Raw genomic sequence first — 24,852 nt, 5'->3', positions numbered from 1 at the left:
GCGATGGAGCACGCAAGAGATACTAGATAGCGGTTTGTCGTTGAGTGGACACCAATGCGTTCTACCGAGGAGGGGAACTGTAGTACCTGGTTGGACACCTGCCGTGATTATTGGTGGAGCGGACAGCGGGACTCCGCGAAGCGTGTGACGCTGATGCGACACCTCGCAGAACCTGGGGAGCGACGATGCCCTATCTCAGCGCCGATCGCCGCCGCGCGCTGTCGGCGGCCGCGCTTGGCCGGGCTGTGCAGGAGCCTGGCCCCCTTCCCGTCGAAGGTGAGTCCTTCCACTCTGTCAGCGGTGCGATCCTCGACGTCAGTCCGCACCTGATCATCATCGACACCCCGGACGGCCACGAGGAGCGGCTCGTCATCGCACCCTGGGCGACCGCCTGGCGTGGCGAGGCCGTCAGCCCGGCCGATCTTCCCCTGGGCTCCAATGTGATCATCAGAGCGCTGCGGGCCGGCCGGGTCGTGGACCGGATCTGGGCGGACATCACCAGGATCACCGGTGTGATCCAGTCGATCGACTCGGAGGGCAAGGACCACTCCGTGGAGCTGTACTGCGGGCCGCACCGCGGGCGGCGCACGATCGTCATCCCCTACCGTGCCTCGGGGCGCCTGCGAGTCAGGCATCCGCAGTTCGAATCCGGCTACCTGTTCGACGCCATCGGGGTCCGCGAGGGCGGCGTGGCACAGGCTCGCCTGCCCGCGACCTCGCAGCCGCCCTACCGGTGGAAGGCCGTGCCGCCGCCTCCGCCCGGCTACAGCGGTATGCAGGCGCGGATCTCGGGCACGGCCACCTGGTCGGACACCTTCGACTGTGGAGAGCAGGGGGTGGCCTACCCCATGTTGGAGCGGTCCGATACGGCGTGCGACGACGCCGGGGTGTCCTGCACCGGGCTGCCGTACCTGTCTCTGGGGTCGATGCTCAACGTACGCAACGTGTGCGCCGGGCGGACCTCGGTCCTGCCGATCGTGGCGTGCGGCTGTCTGGCCGGCCGATTCTGCGACCGGTGCCTGGAGTGCGGCACCTCCCCGCGCGGCCGGATCCTGGAGTTGTCACCGAGTTCCTTCGTGGAGCTCGGCGGAGACCTGACCGCCGGATGCTTCAACGCCAGACTTGGAATGGGGTGACCCGGATGCTGACGACGATCGCCGCCGGACAACTGCCGGTCCTGCTCCTGTTGCTGACCGCGGGTATGGTCGCGAAGTTCTGGACCGTCGCGCGCGAGGCCGAGCCCGGCATGCTGAGCAGGCTGGGGCCTGCCATGCTGGTGCACGAGCGCTGGCGTAAGCACATGATGGTGGCCTGTGCGCTCGGCGAGCTGTTCCTGGCGTGCGGTTTGCTGGTGAGTGGCCATCCGTTCTTCCGGTGGGCGGTCGTCGCGTTCTTCGCGGTGTCCACCTATGTCCTGTGGGAGCTGCGGCGCCGGCGCCCGGACGCGGGATGCGGCTGCTTCGGCGAGGTCAGCGCGGTCCCGGTGGGACGGCGATCGCTGGGCCGCACCATGGTGCTGACGGCCATGTCCGCGGGGCTGGTCCTGACTCCGGAGATCTCCGGCTGGGAGGCGATCGTTGGCATGACGTGGACGCACGTGCCGTCCATGATCGCCGGATTGCTGGTGCTCGCCGCGCTCTCGCCGGAGATCGAGGAGGCGGTCTCCCGGCTCCGCTACCGGGCGCCCTGCGAGCAGCGCCGCTTCGACCCGGCCACCGCGCTCGGCCGACTGCGGTCGAGCACGGTCTGGCGCTCGCACGCCGACCGGCTGTCGAGCAAGGAGCCGGTCGACAGCTGGCGGGAGCTGTGCTGGCGGTTCTTCGTCTATCCGGGACACAGCCACGCGGGCGAGCCCGTCGACATGGTCTTCGCGGTCTATCTGAGCGGGCGCCATCCGGCGGTGCGGGTCGCCATGGTCGGCTCCGACGGGCGGCCGGTGGAGGCCACATCTCTTCCGGAATCTCTGCCGGTATCGGCTTGACGCTAGAGGACCCTAGATTCTTCTAGCCCTGCCCCTATGGATCTTCTGCCCACTGCGGTCAGGGGGCGCCTCGCCGCGTTGTCACCGGTCACCTCGCTTGCCAGGCGGCCACCTGGCCGATCCGGCCACGACAGGATCCGCGGGACCGCGCCCAGGGCAGCACGATTGGACTCTATATGGCTCTCTAGCTTCCCCATTAGAGAGCCATATAGAGAGCTAGGGGTCCTCTCGCATTATATCGAACAAATGTTCGCTCAGATCGGTTGGGATCGCAGGAACTTTCCGAAGTGCGGCACGGTGAACGCGATCAGCCCTCGCTCCGCGCTGTAGATCAGGCCCTTCTTGATGAGGCTGTCACGGGCCGGAGAGAGGCTCGACGGTTTACGGCCGAGCCCTTCGGCCACCTCGGCGGTGGCGACGGGCTCGTCGCCGATGGCGGCCATGGCGTGCATGTAGTCGCGCTCGGCGGGGGTGGCCCGCTCGTAGCGGCTGCCGAAGAAGCCGACCGCGAGTTCCTCCTCGGCCTCCGGCGCGGAGACCCTGATGTCGTCGGCGGTGATCGGGCTGCGCAGCGCCAGGTCCCAGGCGACCTTGCCGTACGCCTGGACGAAGTAGGGGTAGCCGTCGGCCGCCACATAGAGGGCGTCGAGGGCGTCCTGGGTGAACTCCACGCCCTCACTCTCCGCCGGGGCGATGAGCGCCAGGTCGGCCGCGTCGCGGTCGAGACGGTCGATCCTGGCATAGCGGAAGAGCCGTTCGGAGTAGCTCTTGCTGGCCGACAGCACACTGGGTAGATGCGGCAGCCCCGCGCCCACCACGATCAGCGGGCCGCCACTCTGGGAGAGCTCGTGACAGGCCGCGCAGAGCGCCGAGACGTCGGGAGCCTGCACATCCTGCATCTCGTCGATGAACAGCGCGATGCCGACGCCCAGATCGGTGGCGACCCCGGCGGCGTCGACGAACAACTCGGTGAGGTCGATCTCCAGATCCCCTGAGTCGGCGCGCCCCCGCCCGGCGGGCACGTCGATCGCGGGCGACCAGTGCGAAGTGCCCTTGGCCGCGGACGGGTCGCGCATCGCGAACGCCTTGAGCACGCCGAGGAACTCCTCGATGCGCTCGGGCGCCCGATGCCGGGGGGCCAGCTCGCGGACCGCCATGTGCAGGGCGGCGGCCACCGGACGCCGGATCGACTGGTCGGGCCTGGCCTCGATCTTCCCGGTGCCCCACAGCCGCTGCATGGCCATCGATTTGAAAGTGTTGAGCAGGACGGTCTTACCGACGCCACGCAGCCCGGTGACCACCATGCTGCGCTCGGGGCGCCCTCGGGCCACCCGCTCCAGGACGATCTCAAACTGCTGTAGCTCACGGTCGCGACCGGCGAGCTCTGGGGGGCGCTGTCCGGCACCGGGAGCGTAGGGATTGCGCACGGGGTCCACGCTCTCGGACTTTATGACGGGATATAGCGGCCGGCTTAGATTTCCGTAGAAAGGACTACGGCGTGTCGCACCGCGCTCCACCGGCACCCGAGGGAACGGGGCGTGTGTCGCGAGCATCGCCATGGCACACCCCTTCACCTGGGCGGACGTCAGTCCGAACCCGTGTTCGACCCCGTGCCCATGACTGTAGCGCGGGTTCGAACACAGGCGCGATACGTTTCGATGAAAAGCCTTCCCAAGGAACCCAGGTTCGTGTGCCAAGCAGCTACAAACCCGGGCGTAAGCCCTTAGTCCTCAGCACCGTCAACCACGGCTGGTCAGTCCCGGGCGATCAGTCCCAGGCGGTCAGACCCGGACGGTCAGTCCCAGGCGGTCAGACCCGGACGGTCAGTCCCAGGCGGTCAGACCCAGGCGGTCAGACCCGGACGGTCAGTCCCAGGCGGTCAGACCCGGACGGTCAGTCCCATCGAGCGCGCGGTACCGGCGACGATCTTCTCGGCCTGGTCCAGATCCGCAGTGTTGAGATCGGGCATCTTGCTCCTGGCGACCTCCCGCAACTGCGCGCGGGTGATCGTGCCCACCGCCTGATGCCCGGGGCGGGGGCTGCCGGCGTCCAGGCCGATCGTCCGGCGGATCAGCGAGGCCGTGGTGGGCATCTTGACCGCCAGTTCGAACGAACGGTCCTCGAATACGGTGACGACGACGGGGACCACGAATCCCCGCCGGTCCTGCGTGGCGGCGTTGTACCGGCGGCAGAACTCCATGAGGTTCAGCCCCAACGGGCCGAGGTCCTTGCCAACGGTGGCGGGACCGGCCTCGCCGGCCTGGAGTTGGAGTTTGGCGATCCGGCTGATCTTCTTCTTCGACATGCCTGGCAAGCTAAAGTCTCCTGTTACTGGAGGCTCAACAGAATAATGAGGGCATGAGCTACACGATCGGACAGCTCGCCAGGCTCTCCGGGCTGCCGGTGAAAACGATCCGCTTCTACTCCGACATCGGGGTGCTTCCCGAACGCGGCCGCACCCGGAGCGGCTACCGCCTCTACGGCGACGAGGACCGTGGGCGGCTGGAGCTCGTCAGGGCGCTGCGCGAGATCGGCGTCGACCTGACGACCATCAGGTCACTCGGCGACCGCGACCTGGGCGAGGTGCTCTCCCTGCATCTCCGTACGGTCGAGGCAAAGATCAGGTCGCTGCAGCGGACCCGTGCGGTACTCAGGGCCACGCTGGAGCGGGACGAGGTGTCCGACGACGATCTGCGTCGGCTCAACGCCCTCGGGCGGCTCGGTACGGCGGAGACGGCCGCGCTGGTGCACGAGTTCGTCGACGAGGTCTCCGGCGAGAATCCCGCCAGGCGGAAGTGGCTCGCCGGCCTGCGCGCGGCCATGGTGCCCGACCTGCCCGACGATCCGGACATCGGGCAGCTCGACGCCTGGCTGGAGCTGATCGAACTGCTCTCCGACGACGACTTCCGCGCCTCCCTGCGCGAGATGGGCGGCGAGTTCTGGGAGAAGGCCGACGATCTCGATCCGACCGCCTGGCACGAGGCCAACGCCCTGATCATGGAGAGAGGGCTGACCGCGGTGCGCGACGGCGTGGCCCCCGAGTCGGAGGCCGCCGCATCCATCGTGGCCGGGATCCTCGCGCTCATGGCCGACGCGCAGGGGCGCACCCCGGAGTCGGTGGTACGGGACTACACCGAGCACGACTCGCGCGCCGAGCGATACTGGGAGCTGGTGGCCGTGGTCAACGGCACACCCTGGCCGCCGGATTCCGTGATCGCCCACGAGTGGATCGCCGCCGCGATCGCCTGTCACCTCGGGTAATTGATCAACTACAATGAACTATTGTCGCTTTTGTCCGTTTTGGTAAGGGGGTAGCGCGTGGCAAGGTCCAGATTCACGATCCGTACACGGGCGGCGCTCGCGGTGACCGTCGGCTGCCTGGCTGCCGCCTCCTGCGGCACGGCCACCTCCCAGCCCACATCGGCCCAGCCCACATCGGCCGCGCGGCCGACCTCGGCGGCTTCCGGGCCGACCGGGCCGCAGGCTGCCGCCGCGACACCGACGACGGCCCCGGAGCCCACCACGGCGACACCGACCCCGACAGGCCCGCCGAAGTTCTCCGCGAAGATCTCCCCTGTCACCCGCCAGCAGCTCAAGTACTCCTGGCGGCCCGGATGCCCGGTCCCGCTCAGCGACCTGCGGCTGATCACGATGACCTACTGGGGTTTCGACGACAAACCGCACACCGGCGAGCTGGTCGTGTACAAGGGCGTGACCGACGACATCGTCTCGATCTTCCGGCAGCTGTACGACTGGCGCTGGCCGATCAACAAGATGGAACTCGTCGACGTCTACAAGGGCGACGACTTCGACTCGATCGAAGCCAACAACACCTCGGCCTTCAACTGCCGCCCGGCGACGGGGTCGAGCAGCTGGTCCAAGCACGCCTACGGCCGGGCCATCGACATCAACCCGCGCGAGAACCCGTACGTGTCGGCGGACGGCTCGGTGGCGCACAGCAACGCCCGCAAGTTCGCCAAGCGTCCGGTACATGCCCCCGGCGTGATCAACCCGGGTGACCGGGTGGTCAAGGCCTTCCAGGCGAAAGGCTGGGAGTGGGGCGGCTACTGGTCAGGTATCAAGGACTACCAGCACTTCAGCAAGGGCGGCGGCTGAGGTCGAGGCCGATGTCATCGGGCGGTCTCCGCCACCTGGTCCGATGTCTCCTCTGGTCCGATGTCTCGTCCCCGTGCCCCCACCACCGCCGTGATTGCCCGGCCGATGCAGGTGGACTTCACCCCGGCGCCTCGTGCCGGTCGCCGGCGGGCGGCATGGCGGGAGCGGTTCACGAGTGGACGGCAGCCGGGGCCCGGGCCTTCCCGGCCACAGGACGGCAACGGTGACGATCGCGGAGATCGTCAGCAGGATGCCCAGCAGAACTTCGAGAAGCACGGTGATCGACATCGAACCCTCCCTCGACCGCGCAGTGGACATGTGCCCACCAGGACGAAGGCCTTCCCACACCCCCATGTCACACCAGGGGGCCACCCCGCCGGGTCACCCCACACTCGGGGACCGTGTTGACGATCGGGGTGTCGGACAGTGAGTACTCTCCGTCCCGTTGATTCCACTATCCGCGCGGGTCAGAGCCCGGTCAAATACCCGTGGCAGCCCCCGGAGGTAGAAGCCTGTACAGAAACTGCCTTAACCTGGGACGACGAGGGGAGTACTTCCCAAGAGCCGATCCGGTCAGTACGGATGTTTCATAACGTCCCCGGGCGGCCACCTGCACGGTGCAGGTGAAGGAGACCTCGAACGGCCAAGCACGTTCGAGGAGGTTTCATGCCCACCGAGGCATTGCTGTCAGCAGCCAGTCTTGAAACGATCGGTTCGCCACAGCTGTGGATCATCACCGTGGCCGCCCTGCTGCTGCTGCTCGCCGTGGACTTCATGCTGACGCGGCGCCCGCACGAGGTACGGATGCGCGAGGCGGTGGGCTGGTCGGTCTTCTACCTGGCACTGCCCCTGATTTTCGGCGTCTACGTGTGGGGGGCCTTCGGGTCAGGTGTGGCGGTGGAGTTCTTCACCGGCTACGTGGTGGAGAAGTCCCTGTCGGTGGACAACCTGTTCGTGTTCATGTTGCTGCTGTCCGCCTTCGCGGTCCCGGCCGCCCTGGCCCAGCGGGTCCTGCTGTACGGCATCATCGGGGCGCTGGTGCTGCGTGCGATCTTCATCGCACTGGGGGCGGCCGTCCTGCAGAGCGGCACCTGGGCGTTCCTGCTGTTCGGCGGGATACTGATCGTCACCGCCGTGAAGATCATGAAGGACGCGCTGCGCGGGAAAGAGCAGCATGTCGACATCTCCTCCATGCGCACGGTCCGGCTGCTACGGCGCTTCATGCCGGTCACCGACGACTATCGCGGTTCCCACCTGGTCGTTCGTGAGGGCGGCCGCCGCGCCCTGACCCCGCTGGCGCTGGCCATCGTGGCCGTCTTCGCCACCGACATCGTCTTCGCCGTCGACTCGGTGCCCGCGGTGTACGGCGTGACCGAGGACCCCTACCTGGTCTTCGCCACCAACGCCTTCGCCCTCCTGGGTCTTCGCGCGCTCTACTTCGTCCTCCTGGGCGTCCTGGCGAAACTGCGGCACCTGAACCACGGACTCGGCATCATCCTGGCCTTCATCGGGACCAAGCTCGTCCTGCACTGGGCGCACGGCGTCTGGACATGGGTCCCGGAAATCCCCACTCTGGCCTCGCTGGGGGTCATCGTCGCGGTCCTGGCCACCGTCACGGCCACAAGCATGTACGCCAACCGCCTCGACGCGAGGGCCGCCTCCTCACCCGCCGGACACAGGTAGCCGGACACAGGTAGCCGGACACGGATAGCCGGACACGGGTAGCCGGACGAACACGATCGGGCGTGACGAAACCCTGGCTAGGACACGACCACGGGGCCGCGCGGCGGACGTCCGGGCTTGACCGGTCATCCGGTCGGCGAGGCTCAGCCGTACGCGGGTGAGACGCGGGGCTGGAGCAGGTCCCAGCGGTTGCCGTACAGGTCCAGAAAGACGGCGACCGTACCGTAGGGCTCCTGCCGTGGGGTCTCCTCGAAGGTGACGCCCGCCGCCAGCATCCGCTCGTGGTCGCGGGCGAAGTCGTCGGTGTGGAGGAACAGTCCGACCCTGCCACCGGTCTGGTCGCCGACGCGAGCCTCCTGCTCGAGGCCGTCGGCCCGCGCGAGCAGGAGCGCCGTCTCCCGCGCGCCTCGCGGACGGACGGTCACCCAGCGTCCGCCCTCACCCTGGGGCGTGTCCTCCAGAAGTTCGAAACCGAGGACATCGACGTAGAAGGCGATGGCCTCGTCGTAGTCACGCACGACAAGCGCGGTGAGCCCGAGGTGCGGTTTCCCGACCGGGCCCCTTTCCGGGAGCCGTACCGGCCCTTTCACGCGGGCGGTCTCCTGAAGGTCGGTGATCGTCAGGACGACCCGGATGGCGAGCAGTCCTGCGGCGATCGGCAGCGCGATGCCGGTGATCAGGGCAAGGTCTGCCAGGCCGCTTTCCAGAGCGCTTTCCATATCCTCCATGTCCGTCCCCGCCAGCCCCACGGACGCCAGCGTCGCGTACGGCCACAGCACCCACGTCAGCCACCAGGCCCAGACCAGCCCCGAGCGGCGGGCCCTGAAGAGGTCGCTGCCCGGTCGCAGGCCACCGGGCCGGGAGGTGGCCAGGATGTCGTCGACGATCCCCTTGGGAGCGAACAGGTTGACGATGGGGAGGACCCAGCCGAGCACCAGGTACGGCGCGGCGTACGTGTGAAAGACCCCTGGAGAGATCGCGTACGCGTTGGCGCGAGCGCGGAACAACCAGCACACGAAGGCGATTCCGGCCAGAAGGTAGAGGATCGGGAAGAGGAGGACGATCGGGGAGAGGAGGAGCGTGTACAGGGCCTCCCACTCGTAGACCAGTCGCCAGAGCCGATCCCCCTCGTAGAGGATCCGCAGTCCCGACAGACCCACGGCCACGATGGAGACCAGCGCGATCAGGGTGATGGCAACGGTCGCGAGCGCACGAATCGGGCGCAGAGGGCGAACATGCACAGAGAACGCGCTCGAATACATTCGGGTCCTTTAACGGGGGGTAGGACACGCGCCAGTATGGCGGACCCGGCATAGCCGATATAGATGTATTTATTGCCATTGGCAGATTGCTGGGCTAAACGTGCTCTCCGGAGATGCGGAAGGCTTCCCCGCTTCACCTCACTGCTTCCCCGCTTCACCTCACTGCTTCCCCACTTCCCCACTTCCCCACTTCCCCACTTCCCCAAGGTTCGCCGCAGCCTCTCACCCGTGAGCGTTGATCCGCGACAGGCCTCCGGGAGCATGAGGGGGAAGGCCGACCCGGCCCGGTGCCGCCGGACCGGGCTGATGCATCATTGGTCCATGGCGGCCAAGGATGGAGACGGTTGGGCCCAGTGTGATCGCGGACACCGGCACTGGGGGGTGTACGGGGCGGCCGGTCTGCTCGCCGTCCACCACGACGCCACGGGGAAACCGCACATCCTGATGCAGAAACGCTCCGTGTGGAGCCACCACGGCGGCACCTGGGGGCTGCCGGGCGGCGCCCGCGACAGCCACGAGGACACCGTCACGGCCGCCCTGCGCGAGGCGTTCGAGGAGGCCATGCTGGACGGCACCGGCCTGCGGGTCCAGGGCGTCTACCTCGACGACCACGGCGGCTGGTCCTTCGAGACCGTGATCACCGAGGCCGTGGAGCTACTGCACGCGGTCCCCGGTAACAGTGAGAGCGCCGACCTGCGCTGGCTTCCCGTCGAGGAGGTCTCCACCAGGAACCTCCACCCCGGCTTCGCCGAGACATGGCCGGTGGTCGGTCTCGCCCTCGCCCCCTCCCTCGTCGTCCTCGACATCGCCAACATCGTGGGCGCCCGCGCCGAACACGGCTGGTGGAGGGACCGCGCCGGCGCGGCGGCCAAGCTGCTCGCCGAGGTCGGCACGCACGCCGCCGGTGGCCTGCGGGCCGCGCCCGGTCAGGTCCCGGCCCTGGCTCGCTGGTTCCCCCGGGTGACCGCGGTCGTCGAGGGAGCCGCCCGCGACGCCGCTCCGGCGCCCGGCGTCTCCGTGATCACAGCGCAGGGCAGCGGAGACGACGCCATCGTCCAGGCCGTACGGGACGCCCTACCGTGGGAGCGCGTCCTGGTCGTCACCGCCGACCGGGGGCTGCGCGAGCGGGTCACGGAACGGGGCGCCGAGGTCACCGGCCCCAGATGGCTGCTCTCGCAGTTGTAGCGTTTCACGTGGAACATCACCAAGATCTGGCACGATAAGGCGCATGTCCGAGCTTCGAACCGGTCCGCGAACCGCGTGGGCCGACGACGACAGCCTGGTTCCCCCTGACTCCTGGGGGCGCGAAAACTCCGCGAAAAGGGCTCTGCCCTGGGGTTTCGTGCTCCTCATGGCCCTGCTGGTGACGGGCCGGTTCGCACTCGCCCCCCACCTGACGGCGCCCGCGCTCCAGACATGGGCCACGATCTTCGTGGCGATCTGCGTGCAGGCTCTCCCGTTCCTGGTCTTCGGCGTGGCGCTGTCCGCGGCGATCACGGCATTCGTCCCGGCATCGTTCTGGACCAGGGCGCTGCCGGGGAATCCAGTGGTCGCCGTACCGGTCGCCGGGGTGGCCGGGGCGGTGCTGCCGGGTTGCGAGTGCGCGTCCGTCCCGGTCGCGTCGGGGTTGATGGCCAGGGGGGTGACTCCGGCCGCCGCGCTGGCGTTCCTGCTCGCCTCTCCCGCGATCAACCCGATCGTGCTGGTCGCGACCGCCGTCGCCTTCCCCGGGCAGCCGTTGATGGTGCTGGCCAGGTTCGGGGCGTCGCTGGCCGTGGCTGTGCTGGTCGGCTGGCTCTGGCTGAGGTTCGGCCGGAGCGAGTGGCTACGGATCCCCTCCCGCCCGCACGGTGACGGCCCCCGGTGGGCGCGGTTCGGCGAGGCGATGCGGCATGACCTGCTGCACGCGGGCGGGTTCCTCATCGTCGGTGGACTGGCCGCGGCCACGCTGAACGTCACGATCCCCCGCGAGTGGCTGACCGCGATCGCCGGGGTGCCGTGGCTGGCGGTCCTGGTCATGGCACTGCTGGCGGTGCTGCTGTCGATCTGCTCGGAGGCCGACGCGTTCGTGGCGGCTTCGATGACCGCGTTCTCCCCGACCGCGAAGCTGGCCTTCCTGGTGGTCGGGCCGATGGTCGACCTGAAACTGATCGCGCTGCAGGCCGGTACGTTCGGCACGGCCTTCGCGGTCAGGTTCGTCCCGCTGACCTTCGCTCTCGCCATCCTGGTCAGCGCGTTCTTCGGGTGGTTGCTGCTTTGACGTCCTGCCTCTCTCTCCGGGCGGCGAGGTACGCCGACGGCTCCGCCGCTACGGAAGGAACCCTCGAACTTCGATGAACCGGGTGACCCAGAACCTGATCCTGACCTTGCTGGGCTGCGCCGTCCTGCGGATCTCGGCGTTCTCCACGACCTACCTCAACTACGTCAAGCCAGGTTTCCGGCCGTTCCTGATCGGTGCCGGGACGGTGCTGGTGGTTCTCGGGGTCATCGGGGTGTTCCAGGCGTACCGGCTGGAGAAGGGTGCGGCGGAGCGGGAGACACACGGGCATGCACACGGCGGGCCTCGGGTCGCGTGGCTGATGTGCCTGCCGGTGTTCGCGATCTTCCTGATCGCACCGCCCGCCCTGGGCTCGTTCGCCGCCTCCCGGGATGACACCCCGCCACCCCGCGACCAGACGCTGAACTCGTTCACCCCGCTGACCGGCGCGGGTCCGGTGGACATGCCGATCGGCGAGTTCATCGGCCGGGCCTGGGACGACGACAAGAAGTCCCTCACCGGCCGCGAGGTCAGGCTGACCGGCTTCGTGGTGCCCGCGAAACGGAAAGGGCAGTGGTACGTCACTCGTATGCAGATCGCCTGCTGCGCCGCGGACGCGTTCCCGCTGAAGGTCTCGGTCAGGGGCCTGGAGATGCCACCGGCCGACACCTGGGTCGAGGTCACGGGTACCTGGATCCCGCAGACGTTCGGGAAGATGCCCAACGGGGTCATCTACCCTCGGCTGACCGGGAAGAGCCTCACCAGGGTGACGCCCCCCGACGAGCCGTACGAGTAGGCCGGGAGGCGCGCCTGGCCCGGTGGGGTCAGGAGCGGCAGGGCGCCGGCTCTGGAGCGGCCAGCGGTTTCAGGTCGCGGGTGGCCCGGTGGAACAGCCAGTAGCTCGCCGCGGCGACGACGAGGAAGAGCAGGCGGGCGGGCTGGGGGATGTCCAGGATGAGCAGGCCGTCGCTGAGCGAGTGAAGCAGGGCCGCCGTCATGAAGGCGGCGATGATGGGGATGGTGACGACGGCACGGCCTCTGATCTGCCAGGCCCCGAAGGCCACCGCGCACACCAGACCGGTCCAGACGAGGTGGCTGAAGGGGGTGCTGAGACCGCGTATGAGGAGAATCGTGCCCGCGCCGACGGCACCGCCGTTGGCGACGTTCTTCCAGGCGTAGGCCATCGACTCCATGATCGTGAATCCGGTCGCGCAGGACAGGCCGAGCGCGACCCCTGCGGCCTTGGTGAGGTGGCGCCCGGTGAGGGCGACCGCGAGAGGTGGGACGAGCTTCGCGGGTTCCTCGATCCATCCGACCCGCAGGATCGAGGTGCTGTTCTTCTGGGAGATGAAAAGCGAGTCGAAATAACCGCCGAGCAGCAGGGCGACGCCCCCGCCGAACAGGAACATCCCCATCAGCGTCATGGCCGGCACGCTGGTGGCGATGTGGATACGGTCGTGGATGGCGAGCAGGAGCGCGACGGGCCCGGCCGCGGCCCCGTAGAAGAAGGCCGCGGGCATGACGGCCTGGTTGCCGGCCGCCTGCATCATGGCGATGAGCGAGAAGGACAGAACGATCATGGCGATCCACGCCTTGAACCATCGATGCCGGTAGAAGCGCAAATGGTCTCGCATAATGATTAATTCCCCGATATACCTGCCCCGAATTCAGGCGAATTGTCCATATTTATCTAAATATCGACTCCGCCACAATGGCCACACCGATGACCATGAACACCACGGGTACCAGCCACCTGCCCGACCGTTCCACCAGGTCGATGATCTTCCTGTGTGAGCCGAGCCAGGACGCCGCCACGCACCAGACCGCGACGAGCAGCGCGAACACGGCCACCGTGACGGCGCTGGATGCCGGACCGATCGTGCGGAACAGCGGGGTGTAGACGAAGATGTTGTCGGCCCCGCTGGCGACGGCGAAGACGGCGGCGGCCGTACCGATCGCTTGAATCACGGGCGCATTATGTCCCCTTTCTCCCAGGGCAGGTGGCGATCGTGGTCAGCCGCGAGCTACGGGCATTATGATCACGTTCATCCACTCTTGTCGGCCCTTCGGAGACCGCACGTGGGCTATCCGCCGCAGTACGGCCAGCCGCCGCGGGGCGAGACCGGGCGCGGGCTGACCGTGATAGTCATCATGGCCCTCGGTGTGGCCATCGGGGCCGTCATCACCGTGTTCATGGTGCTCAACCCGCCCTCCTCGCCGCCGGGCTCGGCCCCGACACCCGATGCCGAGCACTCGGAGGTCTCGGTCCGCCAGGCCGCCCAGCCGGCACTCGACGCGTACAGCAGCGGTTCCTACGGTGACTTTTGGGACCTGTGGACCACCGGGGCGCAGGGGCTGATCACCCGGGAGGAGTACGTGAGGCTGTTCGATCTCTGCCCTCAGCTCGCGGCCGACTCCCCGTTCACGATCGCCACCGTCGCGATCACCGGTGACAGCGCCATGGTCCAGGCCGATCGGCTCGGTGACACGACGGAGTTCGGCTTCGTCTTCGAGAGCGGCTCGTGGCGGTACGAGCCGCCGCCCGAGGAGCAGTCGGAGTACCGGAAACCGGTCGACCAGATAGCCGAGCAACGACAGGCCGCAGGGTTCTGCGGCACCGTCACCCCTGCCCCAGGCCCGTCCGACCCCGCGTCCGATCCTGCCCCAGGCTCGTCCGACCCCGCGTCCGATCCTGCCCCAGGCTCGTCCGACCCCGCATCCGGCCCTGCCCCAGGCTCGTCCGACCCCGCGTCCGACCCTGCTCCCGGCCCATCCGACCCCGCGTCCGGCCCGTCCGTTCCCGGTCCGAGTTCGTCCGCCTCCTCCCAGTCATCAGGTTTCCTTGAATGATGAATTTGGACCTACACATATATGTATATGTGGATACGCTCGGTTGCATAGGGATGCGTGTGGCCCTGGGAACGCCCGAGACCGGTGATGTCCCGCACCAGGAATGAGACGGCGGCCTCGGGGCTTGGAAAGGCAGGTGAGGCGGATGATGGATGGCACGCGGCCGGGAATCCTGCTCGCGCCTGCCATCGAAGTCACACAGAAGTGCTGCCATAATCCACAATTCACAGCTACTGTCGAACTTATGGCCCACTCCATGCCGGCAAGGCAAGACGGCACAGGATCGGAAAAACCATCAGAAAATGATCACGATGGCGCCAGGCAAGAATCGGACTCGGTTCCGCTCTGGCTGGCACATCTCCAGCTTAGAGAAGGACAGAAGACAATCAGCGCATCAGCTCCAGACACCTCTATCACCATAGAGCTGGATAAAGCGGATTATGAGGCACTTTCCCGTAAGGCGCGGCTGACCGGAAACCGAATCGTCGACATGATCCACACGGCGGTCCAGCGAGAGATCGGCAACAAACCTCACGTGATCACCCTGATGCACCGCTGGAACCTGCACCGAGAAGATCTCGACATGGCGGCCGAATCCCTCGGGGTCGACCAGCTCTCCGAGGCGGAGTGGGGCCAGATCGGCATTCGCCCGTTCAGGAGGCGTTGAGCCATGCTTCCCGGTCGAGTACTCGACGTGAGCGCGCTGGTCGACATCGCGGTGGCGAAGACCGAATACTCCAGAAGCATCGCCGCCATGTGCCTTTTCCGCGGCGGTGGGATATGCGTCCCGGCGACCAGCCTCGCGGCCGTCCTGTCCATCTCCCCGATCTCGACCCAGGTGGAGCTGTTCGAGCTCGTCACGACACCCGGCGTGAAGATCGATGACTTCACACACGGGAAGGTCGGAGACATCGCGGAGATCCTCGACGGGTCGCGCGACATCACGGCCGGACACGTCATCTGGTGTGCCCGCGCCACCCGGTGGCCCATCCTCACGGATCGCGGGGCGGAGCTCGTCCAGTACGACCAGAATCTCGAGATCGATCCGCTGCCGTAGGTCCCCGCCGGCCACGGGGGCGCCGTCCTTGGCCGACCGCCATAACCACCCGGTTGAAACCGATGCCAAATATCGTTGCGCGCGCGATCGATTTTCGGAGCCGGGGCTTTCACACTGGGAGAGTGACGTTCGAGACTAGGCGCATCAAGCTAGACATTCCTGACGGACCGGAATACGACCAGGTGCGCGATATGCACGGTCACTCGGTCACGGTGTTCGCGTCCACGGAGATCAACGGTGAACGCTCCCTGAAAATCGGCAGCCGGACGTTGCAGCTGAGGAAGGTGGGCGTGGACGAGGACGGCGAGGAGTCGATGGACGTCTACCGAGCCGAGTCCATCTCGGACCCGTCGTACTGAGGACCCATCACCGAGGACCCCCCGTACCAAGGACCCCTCGCACTGAGGACCCCCCGTACCGAGGACCCCCGTACCGAGGACCCGTCGCACCGAGCGCACCCGCCCGCGCTCGGCGCGTGCGACCACGTCCCCGCCCGCTGATCACACTCCCGAACGGGTACGCCGCGTTTCCGTACGGGGGCACCTGATCGCGGATCCGTGGCGGAGACACCGGCGATTCGCCTGCGACCTCACTCGTCCCGGCGCGCCACCTGTTCGGGCCGACCATGTGACGCGATGCCCTCGGCACACTGGAAAGGTCCGAACTCGGCGAACCAATTCGCCAGGCGGAGCCGGGCACACAGGCCCCGCGGCTCCGCGGCCTCACGGCTCCGCGGCTCCGCGGCTCCGCGGCTCCGCGGCTCCGCGGCTCCGCGGCTCCCAGCGGCCTCGGGCGAGAATTCATGGCGGCGCGACCGGCTGCCCGGAGCGGCCTGGAAGATCATCGGCGCTGGAGACATCGGAAATCATCATGTTTTTATGATTCCGTCCTAATCCTCACCTGCTCGGTTGCGCGAATATCCGCCTTGAGGCGCTTCCGAAGGGAGTACTTTTCGACAGAGGTGTTGCCGCAACCGCCCGGTACGCAGGCCGGATATCAAGCCCCCAAGCGAGGTAGCGATGCTGTCTTCCTTTGACCCGGAATATGCCCCGGTTGGCGATGTAGGGACCGCGCTGCTCTACGTCGACTCGCTTCTCACCCGTATTCGCGAGGGTGCCTCGCAGGCCGATCCCAAGCAGAGAGAGCTGATCGACGAGTTCTTCGGATCTTCTCCAGCGAGGACGCCAGTGACGTGCTCGACGGCGCCTGCACGCTCGTCTACCTGTACATGGAATGGCTGCGCCAGGCCCATGAGGAGCAGGATCGTGACGTGGTCGAATCCGTGGTTCCCTACGTCATCGGCAGCATGCGCAAGATGACCATAAGCATCAGGCCCGAAGCCATCCCCGTCATGGCGGGCATGCTGACCGCCAGCGCCATCGGCCTGAGCCCGACACTCTGGCGCAAGCAGTACGGGCCCTGGACCGAAGCCGAGATGAACGCTCTGGAAGCGACCCTCGTCCTGCTGGCCGACTACATCAACCATCTCACCAACGACGAAACCATGGCAATTCGCATGATCGTCGACATTATGGAATCTATGGAGCAAGCGGGTGATGCGGGATAAATCTTTTATATGCGGTTCCGTTAAACGCGGATCGGCGCCGATGGTCGTCAAATGACCGTGCCGGGCTCCGCCGACCAGGGGCGCCTTTCTCTCACCCGTTCGTGGCACAGGCGCCCTCCTCACACCCGTTCGTGGCACAGGCGCCCTTCTCACATCCGTTCGTGGCAGGACCCGCAGGTGACCTTCATCCGGACCGCTCCGGACCGTCCAGATGGAGGAAGAGCTCGTGCGCCGAATCGATGCTCGCACGCAACGCCTGCTCCAGTTCGTCGGCCTCACCCGTGAGATGTCCGATCTCCGGCATGCTCAGGGCGTCGGCCCCCGACTCGGCGAGCAGTTCCTCATAGCGGGGCAGCCGCTCCACCAATGCCTCGATCTGGTCACGGGCCTGGTAGGCACGTTCGGCGTCGGCGACATGAGCCGCGTACCGTTCCAGCGCCTCCACCTTCGCAATGACGGCGCCCTCACTGCCGGCGAGCGCTCGCTCCAGCGGTTTCACAGCGGCTGCCACCTCCCGGGTGACCCCGCCACGCATGAGGTCGCGGTGTTCCTCCCGGAGGGAGGAGAGCTTGGCCAGCAGGCGCGCGATCTCCCATTCCTGTGGCGGCAGCATGACCGCGTTCCGCGCGACGTCGAGCAGTCCCTCGGTGTTGACGCGCGATCGCAGGACGGAGCCGACCGCCCCCCGTGCACGGGCGAACAGGTTCCTCGCATCGGTGTCGAAGTCGTCAAAGAGAAAATAGGAATCCCGGTAGCGGTGCGCGAGACCGTACAGTTCCCGCTCCGGAGTAACGCTCTCGACATCCCCCGCAGCCCTGATCGCGGCGGAAAGAAACCAGGCGAGCACGATGAACAGCGGGATTACGGCCATGGCTCCCCACCCAAAGGAGAGCGCCGCCAAAATGCCGACCGCGGTGAGCATGCCGCCGACCACCAGGGGGGCCGCGGATTTTTTCCGTGGTTCTTCCAGTGGCCTCCAACCTGATCGTATGCGCGCCAGCAACGCTGGATTCGCACGGAGCAGATCCGCGACCTCCGGGGACAGGCCGGGATCGACCACCACACCGAATCGCTGTCTTCCCAAGCCTTCCAGATCATCACCTCTTTCCAGTGATCATTCTAAGGCCGGGCAGTCCCGTCGCATATGAGTCGACCACTCGAAGAATGATCGAAGCGAACCGGGAACCACGAAAATCAATGGCGTTCACACCTGGCATACCGCGGCCCGCGCCCCTCGCTGCGGAAACACCTTTTCGCGGCAAGACGTCACCGGCTCGTACGGCGAGACCGCGAAGCGGTGTTCCATGCCTGTTCACTCACGACGGTGCCGCTCGATTCCTTCAAGGGCTTCGAGGGCTTCGAGGGCAAGGGCCCAGGGACGGCTCTCCGCTTCCCCGCCTCCGGCGGCGGCCGTGTCCGGCTCGGACCTACCGGAGCCGAGCAGGACGGGGACGCCCTCGGCCCGAAGGCTTTCGACGCTCCGGCGGAACGGCTCGCGCGAGGCGAGGCCGCTGTTGACGAAGGGCAGTACGATCACGGGGATACCGAGCCCGGGGGCTTCGGCGAGGAGGCCGAGGGCGTAGGTGTCGGCGATCCCCTGGGCGAACTTGTTGATCGTGTTGTAGGTCGCGGGGGCGACGATGATCGCGTCGGCCCTCGGGGGCTTGGGCTCGTCCGGCTTGCGATACCGGCTGCGGACGGGGCGGCCGGTCTGCTGTTCCAGGGCGGGGACGTCTATGAAGTCCAGGGCCGGCGGGGTGGCGACGATCTGGACGACCCAGCCCTCGTCCTGGGCGAGGGTGACGAGACGACCCACATCACCGGCGCCACCCGCGGCACACACGATGACGTAGAGGACCTTGCCGGACTGGCTCACTGGTGCACCATCCTCTTGCCGGTAGCCGAAAGACCGCTGACGCACCCGAGGTGCCGCCGGGTCACCGCCCTGCTCGCTCAACCAGATGAGGTCCAGCGTGAGTCCTCATGCGTCGACTCCAAATATGGAAACTCCAAATATGGAAACTACCCGCTGGCCCAGGGCCTCGGCATCGGGCACTTCGGCTCCGCGGGCATCGATGTCATGCGGGTGCTGTGGGACATCGAAGTGGTCATGTCGGCCTTCGCCGCGTACTTCCTGGCCGTCACCCGTCATCACGCGTGCACCGAGGCGCCGGGACTCGGGCGAGTGAGTCGCCCCAGCGTTCCAGACGGCGGCCTTCCCCGCTCATGAACTCGGGATCCCGCGTGACATTCCCGATGCCGCGGCTCGGCGGGTTGTCCATGCCGCTGGAACACGACCGAACTGCGACCTGCCTGGCCGAGGAAGTGCGCCGGTACGGCGAGCGCTTCTGGTCAGCACACTGACCGAGCGAGAAGGCTACGCTCGTGCCGTGATCGCTATGTGGGAGCCCACGATGGCGGGCGTACTGCGACTGCCCTCCGGTCGGCTCGTCCGCGGCCGGGGGTTGCGCCGACCGCTCCCGGAAGGTCCCGCGCCCACCTTCGCGCTCTACCTGCTGGGCCATGAACCACCCCCCGTCACCTGGGAGACCCGGTGGCTCCGCTGGCCCGACTTCTGGTTGCCGTCCGACCGTACGGCGACCAGCGACGCGTTACGCGAGGCATGGGTACGCGCCGAAGCCGAGCGCGTCGAGATCGCCTGCGGTGGTGGATATGGCCGGACAGGCACTGCACTGGCCTGCCTCGCCGTACTGGACGGGGTACCGGGCCACGAAGCGGTCGCCTACGTCCGGCGGCATTACGCCCGCCGCGCCGTCGAGACACCATGGCAACGCCGCTTCGTCTCCCGCTTCCGGTAGGCGGCTCACCCACCCGACATCTCGCCGGAGAGGTCCTCGGCCGCCCCTGACCAGCCCGATACCGCGTGCACATGAGGCTCAACGGGGAACCGGGCCACCCGTGTTGGAGAGTCCGAGTGCTTCGCATGCGAATGGTGCCGTCTGGAGCATGTGACGTCGAAGAAAGATTTACAGCAGCGCTGGAATGATCTTGAACGAGCTCACGTATTCCATGAGGAGTGTGAGCGCAATTCCCGGGATGTCCAACCGCAGGCCCCTCTCACCTACTTCTCAACAGGCGAGAACGCTTTATCTCTACTATGTGGCCGGATGTCCCACCGCCTAACCAAACGTAGAGAAGGTGTCTTCGATGTTGCGGCCCACAATCCTCTTTATCGCATCAATTTCGGTGCCGATCGCATCGCGTAGCGTGTCGATTTTTCTGAGTTGCAACTCTAGCGCCCGGTCCAGGGGTTCCATGTCTGTCGCTTGTTTCGCGAGATCTTCTTTCTCCGCCTGACTGCGTGCGGCGGCGCTCTGTGTGATCAAATTCGCGATCTTCGTAGCGACTCTGCGTCGCAGCGTGTTGATCGAATCGGCTTGCAGTTTCATGTCGCTGCTCAGTGACGTCAGCTGCAACAGTCGTGCTTGTGACGCCGCATAGGAGAGAGTACCTTTCGGCTTCTCAAGCGACTCGTACTTCGAGCGAAGCCCCCGATTCACCTGCTCTAGTCGCGCTATCTCCTTTGATGCCTCCGCAGAGTTGAGATCACTGTCCACAGGCTGCGCACCGCCACTTGTGCTAGGCGAGGCGGAAGCGGGCGTGGTGGTCCCGGAGGGTGATTCTCGGCCCGTACCGGATCGCGTCTCTTGCGCATTCAGGGCGATGACAACAGCGGGGACGACGATGGCGCAGAGTCCGGCGAGCAGGAGAACGCGGCGCCGGCTCAGTTTTCGGGGCGGCGCCGGGGGGAAGTCGGTGTGACCGGTACCGACGAGTTGCCGATCCGGCAAGACGACGAGTGAGGTGACCTCGGGTGACCCATTAGGTGAGGGCTCCGCCGGAATGACCGGATCGGCCGATGGCTGTGGAATCGGCGGGGAGGGCTGGGGGTCGGCAGGCAAGGCAGCGGTCCCGAGCGAGGGAGGAAGGGCGAGTGACCACTGGTGTTCGATGCCGGGGTGCGTGAGCCGGGCGAGGATCTGGTCGACCGTGGGCCGACCGGTGGGAGCCTTGGAGAGGCAGGAGGCGATCAGGTCGCGTAAGTCGTGTCGGTGAGGGACCTGGCTGAGGTCGGGTTGATAGGTGATGATGCGCAGCACGATCGCGGGCAGCGAGTCGGCGTCGAAGGGGCTTTGGCCGGTGGCCGCGAAGGCCAGCACGCAGCCCAGGGAGAATACGTCCGAGGCCGGAGCGGCGGACTCGCCATTGATCTGCTCGGGAGACATGTAGGCGTAGGTGCCGACCACGACGCCGGTCTCGGTGAGGGTGCTGGCGTCCAGTAGCCGGGAGATGCCGAAGTCAATGATGCGAGGGCCGTCGTCTGCCACGATCACATTGCGCGGCTTGAGGTCGCGGTGCACGAGACCGCAGGCGTGAATGGCGGCCAGGCCCTCAGCCAGTCCGGCGCCCAGCGCGCACAGCGCCTCGGCGGCCAGCGGACCGTGCGCGGCGACAAAGGCGGACAGGGATGGGCCGGGGATATAGGCGGTGGCCATCCACGGCGGGTTAGCGTCCGGATCGGCCTCGATGACCTGGGCCGTGTGAAAGCCGCCCACCCGGCTGGCGGCGTCGATCTCGCGGGCGAACCGGGCACGGAATTCGGGCTTGGACGCGTGGTGGCGGTGGATGCGCTTGACCACGACCGTGCGTCCGGCAGGGGAACGTGCCAAAAACACCTCGCCCATGCCGCCCTCACCCAAGCGGCCCCGCACTCGATAAGGGCCGATCTGGCGAGGATCATCCGGAAGCAGGTCATTCATCCGTGGTGCGCCTAATCGTGCTTCTCATGACTAGTGCAAACCATCCTGGAATAGTAGGTACCTCTCCGGAGCATACACTTTCGGAAAGCACACCCCCTGCTCATGGGCATGCGTAAAGGCGCTCTGACACAAGGTGGGTGCATTTGTAACCAGAGATGATTCCACCAGCGACCGTGCAGGGGAAAGAGCGCCATAGTGCGGCCTTCGGCGTTGCCTTCCTGGACAACGTTGCTCAGCACGTAGTTGCCGCCGTGGCCGTTGACGACGACCAGGGCCGTAGGACCGGAGCGGGTGACGGAGTCGTGGACGTCCGTGACGATCGCGTGCAGGGTTCGCGCGGAGATGCCGGCGGTTCCCGGCCAGGTGCTGTGCTCGTGCGAGCAGGAGATCGTCACCGGCGGGACAGGACGGTCACGATCCCGGTGAACAGCGTGTTCCGGCGGATGCGGTCACGGGCGATGACCTGTCGATCGGCCGACAGCACGTCGGCATGACCCTCTCTGTCAGACTCTCGTGAGCTGACCGCCCAAAAATGAATAAAGCACTAGCAGTTGCAGTTGCAGTTGCAGTCGCAGTTACAGCAGTCGGAACAACCGGAGCAACAGTCACAGCAACCTGAGCACGCGTCGCCGCACTGCCCGCAGGCGTCGCAGCCGCTGGCGTCACAGCGCTCACCGCATGATTTGTAGCGGTCCTCGTCCCACGGCGGCCGGTACAACCCGCAGGTGCAGCAGGCCGCCGACATGCACAGCAGCGACAGCAGCCCGCCAGGGTCCGGCTTCAGCCGCGGATCGCCTGGGGGCGCCTCGGGACTCTCCTGCTCGGCCTCGCCGAAGATCCGGCCGGTGGCGCGGCCGGTCTCCCTGACCAGCAGCGCGTTGACCAGACGGCGTCGCTCCAGGTCCAGCTCGGCCACCGCCAGACGCAACCCGTGCACGGCGTCGTCGCAGTGCCGCCGTGCGGCGGCCAGGTCGGTACCCGAGGCGACGAGCGGGTTGTAGGCCCCATGGGCGCGGTCACGGGCCAGGTCCTCGACGGCGTCCAGCAGGTGCGCCAGGCGGCCGAAGTAGCGCCCGGCCTCCTCCAGCGTCTCCCGGTTGTGCGGCTTGCCGGCCAGTACGGCGGTGTGCCCGAAGGCGGCGGCGACCGCGGCCTCGGTGGGGGCGGTGAGCTGGAGCAGGCTCGGGTTCGGCAGGCGCTCCAGCCGGGTCTGCTCCTCAACCGCGACGAGGAGCGGAGCGGGATCGAACCCGAGGGCGGAGGCCGTACCCGATCCGGCGGCCGACCAGCGTGCGGCCACCCGCCCCGCGCCGGCCGCCACCAACCGGCGGGCGTAGATGCCGTCGCCGTCCTCGACGTGGTCCCTGACCTTGCCCGCGGCCAGGATCAGCGAGACCGAGGCCGCCAGCCGTACCCCCTCGGCCTCGACGACGTCGGCGCCTTTGAACCCGCGCAGGGCGCAGGCCGCCGCGCGCCGGTGCGGGGAGGAGGCCGGTGCCTGCGCCTCGGTGAGCACGGACACCAGTAGACCGTCGTAGTTGGTCACCAGCCGGGAGGCATGCCCGTGCTCATCCCTGAGGGCCAGGCAGAGCCCGCACAGGTGCGCCATCCACTCCTTGAACAGCCCGCCGCACATCCCGTGCCGGCATGGGCGAACAATCCCAAACATAGGTCCCTTCCCTGAATGTCCATCATCCAGCCTGCCAGGCTCCACTTGTCACACACTTGCAACGCGGCGGTTGCAGCGATCTCTCACCCAAATACCAGCGGGTCCCCGGATGATGATCTCGTTCACAAACCCGAAGGAACGAGATCATGAGAAGAGCACTGACCCTCCTGCTCACGGCGGCGGCCGGGGCGGTCAATGGCTAAGGTTCCGAATGTGCGTGGGCTCGGGTTGTTTCTTGCGATGTCAGGCCTGGTCGTGGCGGGTTGCGGCGGAGCGGAAGACCCGGCCCCGGCCACCCCGGATGCCAGACCCCCGGGTGCCCGGGCCACGCTGGATGCCAGGCCTTCGGGTGCCCCTGCCTCCCCGGTCACCGGCGCCGGGGAGTCCGGCGGACTGCGCGAGATGATGAAAGCGTTGTCAGCCGGCGGACCGGCCGCCGAATACCTGGAGTACGGAGAGATGGCGCACTGGCGCGAGCTGGGCGTGGTCACCGCGAGCGGCCCGGAGAAGAGGGAGGAACGCTGGTTGCCGGCGATCGGCTTCGGCTTCGGCGCGCTCGGCAGCAGCGCGCGGCTGCTCCCCGAGAGGACCGGAATCGACGTCTACGGAGCCGTCCGAGCCGTCTCCTTGGGCAACCCGCCGAATACCGCGATCCGTATCGAAGGCAAGCAGGACGCAGCGGCCATCCGTACCAAGCTGACCGCCCTGGGGGCGAAGCCGCGCACGATCGGTGGACAGCGGGGACTGACGCTGGCCGCCGACGGCGCGATCGACCCGGACAGCGTGCTGACCAGCGAGCTCGGCCTGCTCAACCGGCTCAACCAAGTGGTGGTGACCGATTCGGTGCTGGTGTCCGGAGCCTCGGCCGATCCGGTGGCAAGTGCCCTGGGCGGCAACCCCTCCCTGGCAGCCGACCCCGATCACGCCGCGATCGCCGAATGTCTGGGCGACGTGGTCGCCGCCGCGGTCACGGTACCGTCTCCGCCGACGGCCGTGGCACTGTACGGCGTGGGCCTGCGCCGCCCCGCGGCCACGACCGACCAGGCGGTCAACGTCGTGTGCGTGCTGCCGCGTGGGAGCAAGGTGAAGGAGACCTTTACCGGGAAGTTCACCACGAAGGCCGTGACGCAGTCCGGCACGCCGCTGTCCGACCTCGTCGAGGACATCGCGCACGACGAGGTCGGCTCCGGGGACGGTGCGGTGCTGCGGGCCACGCTGAAGATCAAGCAAGACGGGCCGGTGACCCTGGTGCTGAAGATGCTGCTCACGGGCGAGCTGCCCGGGCTGTTCGACCCGTCGGCAGCCCCCGATCCCTCGGACCTCGTGGACGACTTCCTGAAGTCGCCCTCCTGACCCGCTGATTTTCCGATTCGAGGTTCGGGGTCGGACCCGGGATACGGATCATCCGACGCCGGTCGGATGTCCGTGCCGAGTCCGGCGAACCCGTCCTCGGCGAGGCTCGGTGCCGCGGCCGAACCCCTGATGTCCTCGCCGAGGATGATCACCCGCGTCCTACCTAACCGTCGCCGTGACGTGTGCTCCGGCTCCGCGCTTGCCACCGATCAGATGCGTCGACGACATTCAGGACTCCTGAGCGCGGAGTGCCGTTCTTGATACTCATGGGGATGA

General features: G+C 67.2%; 26 protein-coding genes. 16 read left to right on the top strand and 10 right to left on the bottom strand.

All coding sequences use genetic code 11. The features are described 5' to 3' along the window. Positions 1-185: 185 nt before the first annotated feature. Together OG884_RS17215 and OG884_RS17210 are read left to right on the top strand one after the other, a co-directional pair. On the top strand, positions 186-1,136 hold the full coding sequence (locus OG884_RS17215) for a hypothetical protein (protein WP_326646364.1): 951 nt from the start codon (positions 186-188) through the stop codon (positions 1,134-1,136). 5 nt (positions 1,137-1,141) lie between these two features. Then, the gene (locus tag OG884_RS17210) at positions 1,142-1,981 is read left to right on the top strand and encodes a MauE/DoxX family redox-associated membrane protein (RefSeq protein ID WP_326646363.1); all 840 of its coding nucleotides are present in this window, start codon (positions 1,142-1,144) and stop codon (positions 1,979-1,981) included. Between the two features lie 254 nt (positions 1,982-2,235). Here the strand turns inward: OG884_RS17210 and OG884_RS17205 are convergent, their stop codons facing one another. Together OG884_RS17205 and rplK are read right to left on the bottom strand one after the other, a co-directional pair. Continuing rightward, a complete protein-coding gene (locus OG884_RS17205; protein WP_442811698.1) occupies positions 2,236-3,408 on the bottom strand; it encodes an AAA family ATPase in 1,173 nt (390 codons plus the stop codon). 452 nt (positions 3,409-3,860) lie between these two features. Next, on the bottom strand, positions 3,861-4,286 hold the full coding sequence (gene rplK / locus OG884_RS17200; RefSeq protein ID WP_326646361.1) for a 50S ribosomal protein L11: 426 nt from the start codon (positions 4,284-4,286) through the stop codon (positions 3,861-3,863). A gap of 53 nt (positions 4,287-4,339) precedes the next feature. On the opposite strand from rplK, the gene OG884_RS17195 reads away from it, so the two are divergent. The 3 genes from OG884_RS17195 to OG884_RS17185 all read left to right on the top strand — a co-directional run bounded on the left by OG884_RS17195 (position 4,340) and on the right by OG884_RS17185 (position 7,780). After that, positions 4,340-5,242 carry a MerR family transcriptional regulator gene (locus OG884_RS17195; protein WP_326646360.1) on the top strand — a complete coding sequence of 301 codons (903 nt, stop codon included), beginning with the start codon at positions 4,340-4,342 and terminating at the stop codon, positions 5,240-5,242. A 57-nt stretch (positions 5,243-5,299) separates the two neighbouring features. Next, positions 5,300-6,097, top strand: a complete 798-nt coding sequence (locus OG884_RS17190; RefSeq protein WP_326646359.1) for a M15 family metallopeptidase — start codon at positions 5,300-5,302, stop codon at positions 6,095-6,097. Between the two features lie 666 nt (positions 6,098-6,763). Continuing rightward, entirely contained in the window at positions 6,764-7,780 is a 1,017-nt protein-coding gene (locus tag OG884_RS17185; protein WP_326646358.1) for a TerC/Alx family metal homeostasis membrane protein, read from the top strand. A gap of 143 nt (positions 7,781-7,923) precedes the next feature. Here OG884_RS17185 and OG884_RS17180 read toward each other — a convergent pair whose 3' ends face one another. Next, positions 7,924-9,021: a DUF4328 domain-containing protein gene (locus OG884_RS17180; RefSeq protein ID WP_326646357.1), complete on the bottom strand. Its 1,098-nt coding sequence runs from the start codon at positions 9,019-9,021 to the stop codon at positions 7,924-7,926. A 342-nt stretch (positions 9,022-9,363) separates the two neighbouring features. On the opposite strand from OG884_RS17180, the gene OG884_RS17175 reads away from it, so the two are divergent. The 3 genes from OG884_RS17175 (at position 9,364) to OG884_RS17165 (ending at position 12,095) form a co-directional block, all read left to right on the top strand. Continuing rightward, on the top strand, positions 9,364-10,227 hold the full coding sequence (locus OG884_RS17175; RefSeq protein ID WP_326646356.1) for an NUDIX hydrolase: 864 nt from the start codon (positions 9,364-9,366) through the stop codon (positions 10,225-10,227). Between the two features lie 43 nt (positions 10,228-10,270). Then, positions 10,271-11,302 carry a permease gene (locus OG884_RS17170; protein ID WP_326646355.1) on the top strand — a complete coding sequence of 344 codons (1,032 nt, stop codon included), beginning with the start codon at positions 10,271-10,273 and terminating at the stop codon, positions 11,300-11,302. A gap of 73 nt (positions 11,303-11,375) precedes the next feature. Further along, a complete protein-coding gene (locus OG884_RS17165; RefSeq protein ID WP_326646354.1) occupies positions 11,376-12,095 on the top strand; it encodes a TIGR03943 family putative permease subunit in 720 nt (239 codons plus the stop codon). Positions 12,096-12,123: 28 nt separating this feature from the next. On the opposite strand, the gene OG884_RS17160 is transcribed toward OG884_RS17165, so the two are convergent. Both OG884_RS17160 and OG884_RS17155 read right to left on the bottom strand, forming a co-directional pair. Beyond that, positions 12,124-12,933: a PrsW family glutamic-type intramembrane protease gene (locus OG884_RS17160; RefSeq protein ID WP_326646353.1), complete on the bottom strand. Its 810-nt coding sequence runs from the start codon at positions 12,931-12,933 to the stop codon at positions 12,124-12,126. Between the two features lie 52 nt (positions 12,934-12,985). Further along, positions 12,986-13,267 (bottom strand): cadmium resistance transporter, encoded by a 282-nt coding sequence (locus tag OG884_RS17155; RefSeq protein ID WP_326646352.1) that lies wholly within the window; start codon positions 13,265-13,267, stop codon positions 12,986-12,988. 111 nt (positions 13,268-13,378) lie between these two features. Here OG884_RS17155 and OG884_RS17150 point away from each other — a divergent pair, with 111 nt between their 5' ends. From OG884_RS17150 to OG884_RS17130, 5 genes are all read left to right on the top strand, one after another. Continuing rightward, positions 13,379-14,149, top strand: a complete 771-nt coding sequence (locus tag OG884_RS17150; protein WP_326646351.1) for a hypothetical protein — start codon at positions 13,379-13,381, stop codon at positions 14,147-14,149. Between the two features lie 145 nt (positions 14,150-14,294). Further along, entirely contained in the window at positions 14,295-14,816 is a 522-nt protein-coding gene (locus tag OG884_RS17145) for a hypothetical protein (RefSeq protein ID WP_326646350.1), read from the top strand. A 3-nt stretch (positions 14,817-14,819) separates the two neighbouring features. After that, positions 14,820-15,206: a hypothetical protein gene (locus OG884_RS17140; RefSeq protein ID WP_326646349.1), complete on the top strand. Its 387-nt coding sequence runs from the start codon at positions 14,820-14,822 to the stop codon at positions 15,204-15,206. Positions 15,207-15,328: 122 nt separating this feature from the next. After that, entirely contained in the window at positions 15,329-15,565 is a 237-nt protein-coding gene (locus tag OG884_RS17135; protein WP_326646348.1) for a hypothetical protein, read from the top strand. An 833-nt stretch (positions 15,566-16,398) separates the two neighbouring features. Beyond that, on the top strand, positions 16,399-16,773 hold the full coding sequence (locus tag OG884_RS17130; protein WP_326646347.1) for a hypothetical protein: 375 nt from the start codon (positions 16,399-16,401) through the stop codon (positions 16,771-16,773). Positions 16,774-16,957: 184 nt separating this feature from the next. Here OG884_RS17130 and OG884_RS17125 read toward each other — a convergent pair whose 3' ends face one another. Together OG884_RS17125 and OG884_RS17120 are read right to left on the bottom strand one after the other, a co-directional pair. Further along, complete coding sequence (locus OG884_RS17125; protein WP_326646346.1) at positions 16,958-17,644, bottom strand: hypothetical protein; 687 nt, start codon at positions 17,642-17,644, stop codon at positions 16,958-16,960. 441 nt (positions 17,645-18,085) lie between these two features. After that, positions 18,086-18,649: a flavoprotein gene (locus OG884_RS17120; RefSeq protein WP_326646345.1), complete on the bottom strand. Its 564-nt coding sequence runs from the start codon at positions 18,647-18,649 to the stop codon at positions 18,086-18,088. A gap of 15 nt (positions 18,650-18,664) precedes the next feature. On the opposite strand from OG884_RS17120, the gene OG884_RS17115 reads away from it, so the two are divergent. Continuing rightward, positions 18,665-19,003, top strand: coding sequence for a hypothetical protein (locus OG884_RS17115; RefSeq protein WP_326646344.1), 339 nt, complete (start codon positions 18,665-18,667; stop codon positions 19,001-19,003). Positions 19,004-19,172: 169 nt separating this feature from the next. Continuing rightward, entirely contained in the window at positions 19,173-19,592 is a 420-nt protein-coding gene (locus OG884_RS17110; protein WP_326646941.1) for a protein-tyrosine phosphatase family protein, read from the top strand. 321 nt (positions 19,593-19,913) lie between these two features. Here the strand turns inward: OG884_RS17110 and OG884_RS17105 are convergent, their stop codons facing one another. The 3 genes from OG884_RS17105 to OG884_RS17095 form a co-directional block, all read right to left on the bottom strand. Beyond that, the gene (locus OG884_RS17105) at positions 19,914-21,554 is read right to left on the bottom strand and encodes a serine/threonine-protein kinase (RefSeq protein ID WP_326646343.1); all 1,641 of its coding nucleotides are present in this window, start codon (positions 21,552-21,554) and stop codon (positions 19,914-19,916) included. Positions 21,555-21,565: 11 nt separating this feature from the next. Then, positions 21,566-21,949: a creatininase family protein gene (locus OG884_RS17100; RefSeq protein ID WP_326646342.1), complete on the bottom strand. Its 384-nt coding sequence runs from the start codon at positions 21,947-21,949 to the stop codon at positions 21,566-21,568. 149 nt (positions 21,950-22,098) lie between these two features. Beyond that, positions 22,099-23,223 carry a DUF5685 family protein gene (locus OG884_RS17095; protein WP_326646341.1) on the bottom strand — a complete coding sequence of 375 codons (1,125 nt, stop codon included), beginning with the start codon at positions 23,221-23,223 and terminating at the stop codon, positions 22,099-22,101. Positions 23,224-23,463: 240 nt separating this feature from the next. Here OG884_RS17095 and OG884_RS17090 point away from each other — a divergent pair, with 240 nt between their 5' ends. Beyond that, positions 23,464-24,576, top strand: coding sequence for a hypothetical protein (locus tag OG884_RS17090; protein ID WP_326646340.1), 1,113 nt, complete (start codon positions 23,464-23,466; stop codon positions 24,574-24,576). Positions 24,577-24,852 lie beyond the last annotated feature (276 nt).

Origin of the sequence: Streptosporangium sp. NBC_01755 (assembly GCF_035917995.1) — a bacterium.
Lineage (GTDB): Bacteria > Actinomycetota > Actinomycetes > Streptosporangiales > Streptosporangiaceae > Streptosporangium.
The sequence above is the reverse complement of the archived record's forward strand: the minus strand, read 5'-3'. Positions and strand labels throughout refer to the sequence as shown.

Excerpts from the sequence above, each read along its gene's own strand:
- OG884_RS17140 (WP_326646349.1), top strand. The coding sequence starts at position 14,820 with ATGCTTCCCGGTCGAGTACTCGACGTGAGCGCGCTGGTCGACATCGCG.
- OG884_RS17170 (WP_326646355.1), top strand. The coding sequence starts at position 10,271 with ATGTCCGAGCTTCGAACCGGTCCGCGAACCGCGTGGGCCGACGACGAC.
- OG884_RS17105 (WP_326646343.1), bottom strand. The coding sequence starts at position 21,554 with ATGAATGACCTGCTTCCGGATGATCCTCGCCAGATCGGCCCTTATCGA.
- OG884_RS17215 (WP_326646364.1), top strand. The coding sequence starts at position 186 with ATGCCCTATCTCAGCGCCGATCGCCGCCGCGCGCTGTCGGCGGCCGCG.
- OG884_RS17110 (WP_326646941.1), top strand. The coding sequence starts at position 19,173 with ATGTGGGAGCCCACGATGGCGGGCGTACTGCGACTGCCCTCCGGTCGG.
- OG884_RS17185 (WP_326646358.1), top strand. The coding sequence starts at position 6,764 with ATGCCCACCGAGGCATTGCTGTCAGCAGCCAGTCTTGAAACGATCGGT.
- OG884_RS17160 (WP_326646353.1), bottom strand. The coding sequence starts at position 12,933 with ATGCGAGACCATTTGCGCTTCTACCGGCATCGATGGTTCAAGGCGTGG.
- OG884_RS17095 (WP_326646341.1), bottom strand. The coding sequence starts at position 23,223 with ATGTTTGGGATTGTTCGCCCATGCCGGCACGGGATGTGCGGCGGGCTG.
- OG884_RS17090 (WP_326646340.1), top strand. The coding sequence starts at position 23,464 with ATGTCAGGCCTGGTCGTGGCGGGTTGCGGCGGAGCGGAAGACCCGGCC.
- rplK (WP_326646361.1), bottom strand. The coding sequence starts at position 4,286 with ATGTCGAAGAAGAAGATCAGCCGGATCGCCAAACTCCAACTCCAGGCC.
- OG884_RS17125 (WP_326646346.1), bottom strand. The coding sequence starts at position 17,644 with ATGGCCGTAATCCCGCTGTTCATCGTGCTCGCCTGGTTTCTTTCCGCC.
- OG884_RS17175 (WP_326646356.1), top strand. The coding sequence starts at position 9,364 with ATGGCGGCCAAGGATGGAGACGGTTGGGCCCAGTGTGATCGCGGACAC.
- OG884_RS17165 (WP_326646354.1), top strand. The coding sequence starts at position 11,376 with ATGAACCGGGTGACCCAGAACCTGATCCTGACCTTGCTGGGCTGCGCC.
- OG884_RS17145 (WP_326646350.1), top strand. The coding sequence starts at position 14,295 with ATGATGGATGGCACGCGGCCGGGAATCCTGCTCGCGCCTGCCATCGAA.
- OG884_RS17210 (WP_326646363.1), top strand. The coding sequence starts at position 1,142 with ATGCTGACGACGATCGCCGCCGGACAACTGCCGGTCCTGCTCCTGTTG.
- OG884_RS17195 (WP_326646360.1), top strand. The coding sequence starts at position 4,340 with ATGAGCTACACGATCGGACAGCTCGCCAGGCTCTCCGGGCTGCCGGTG.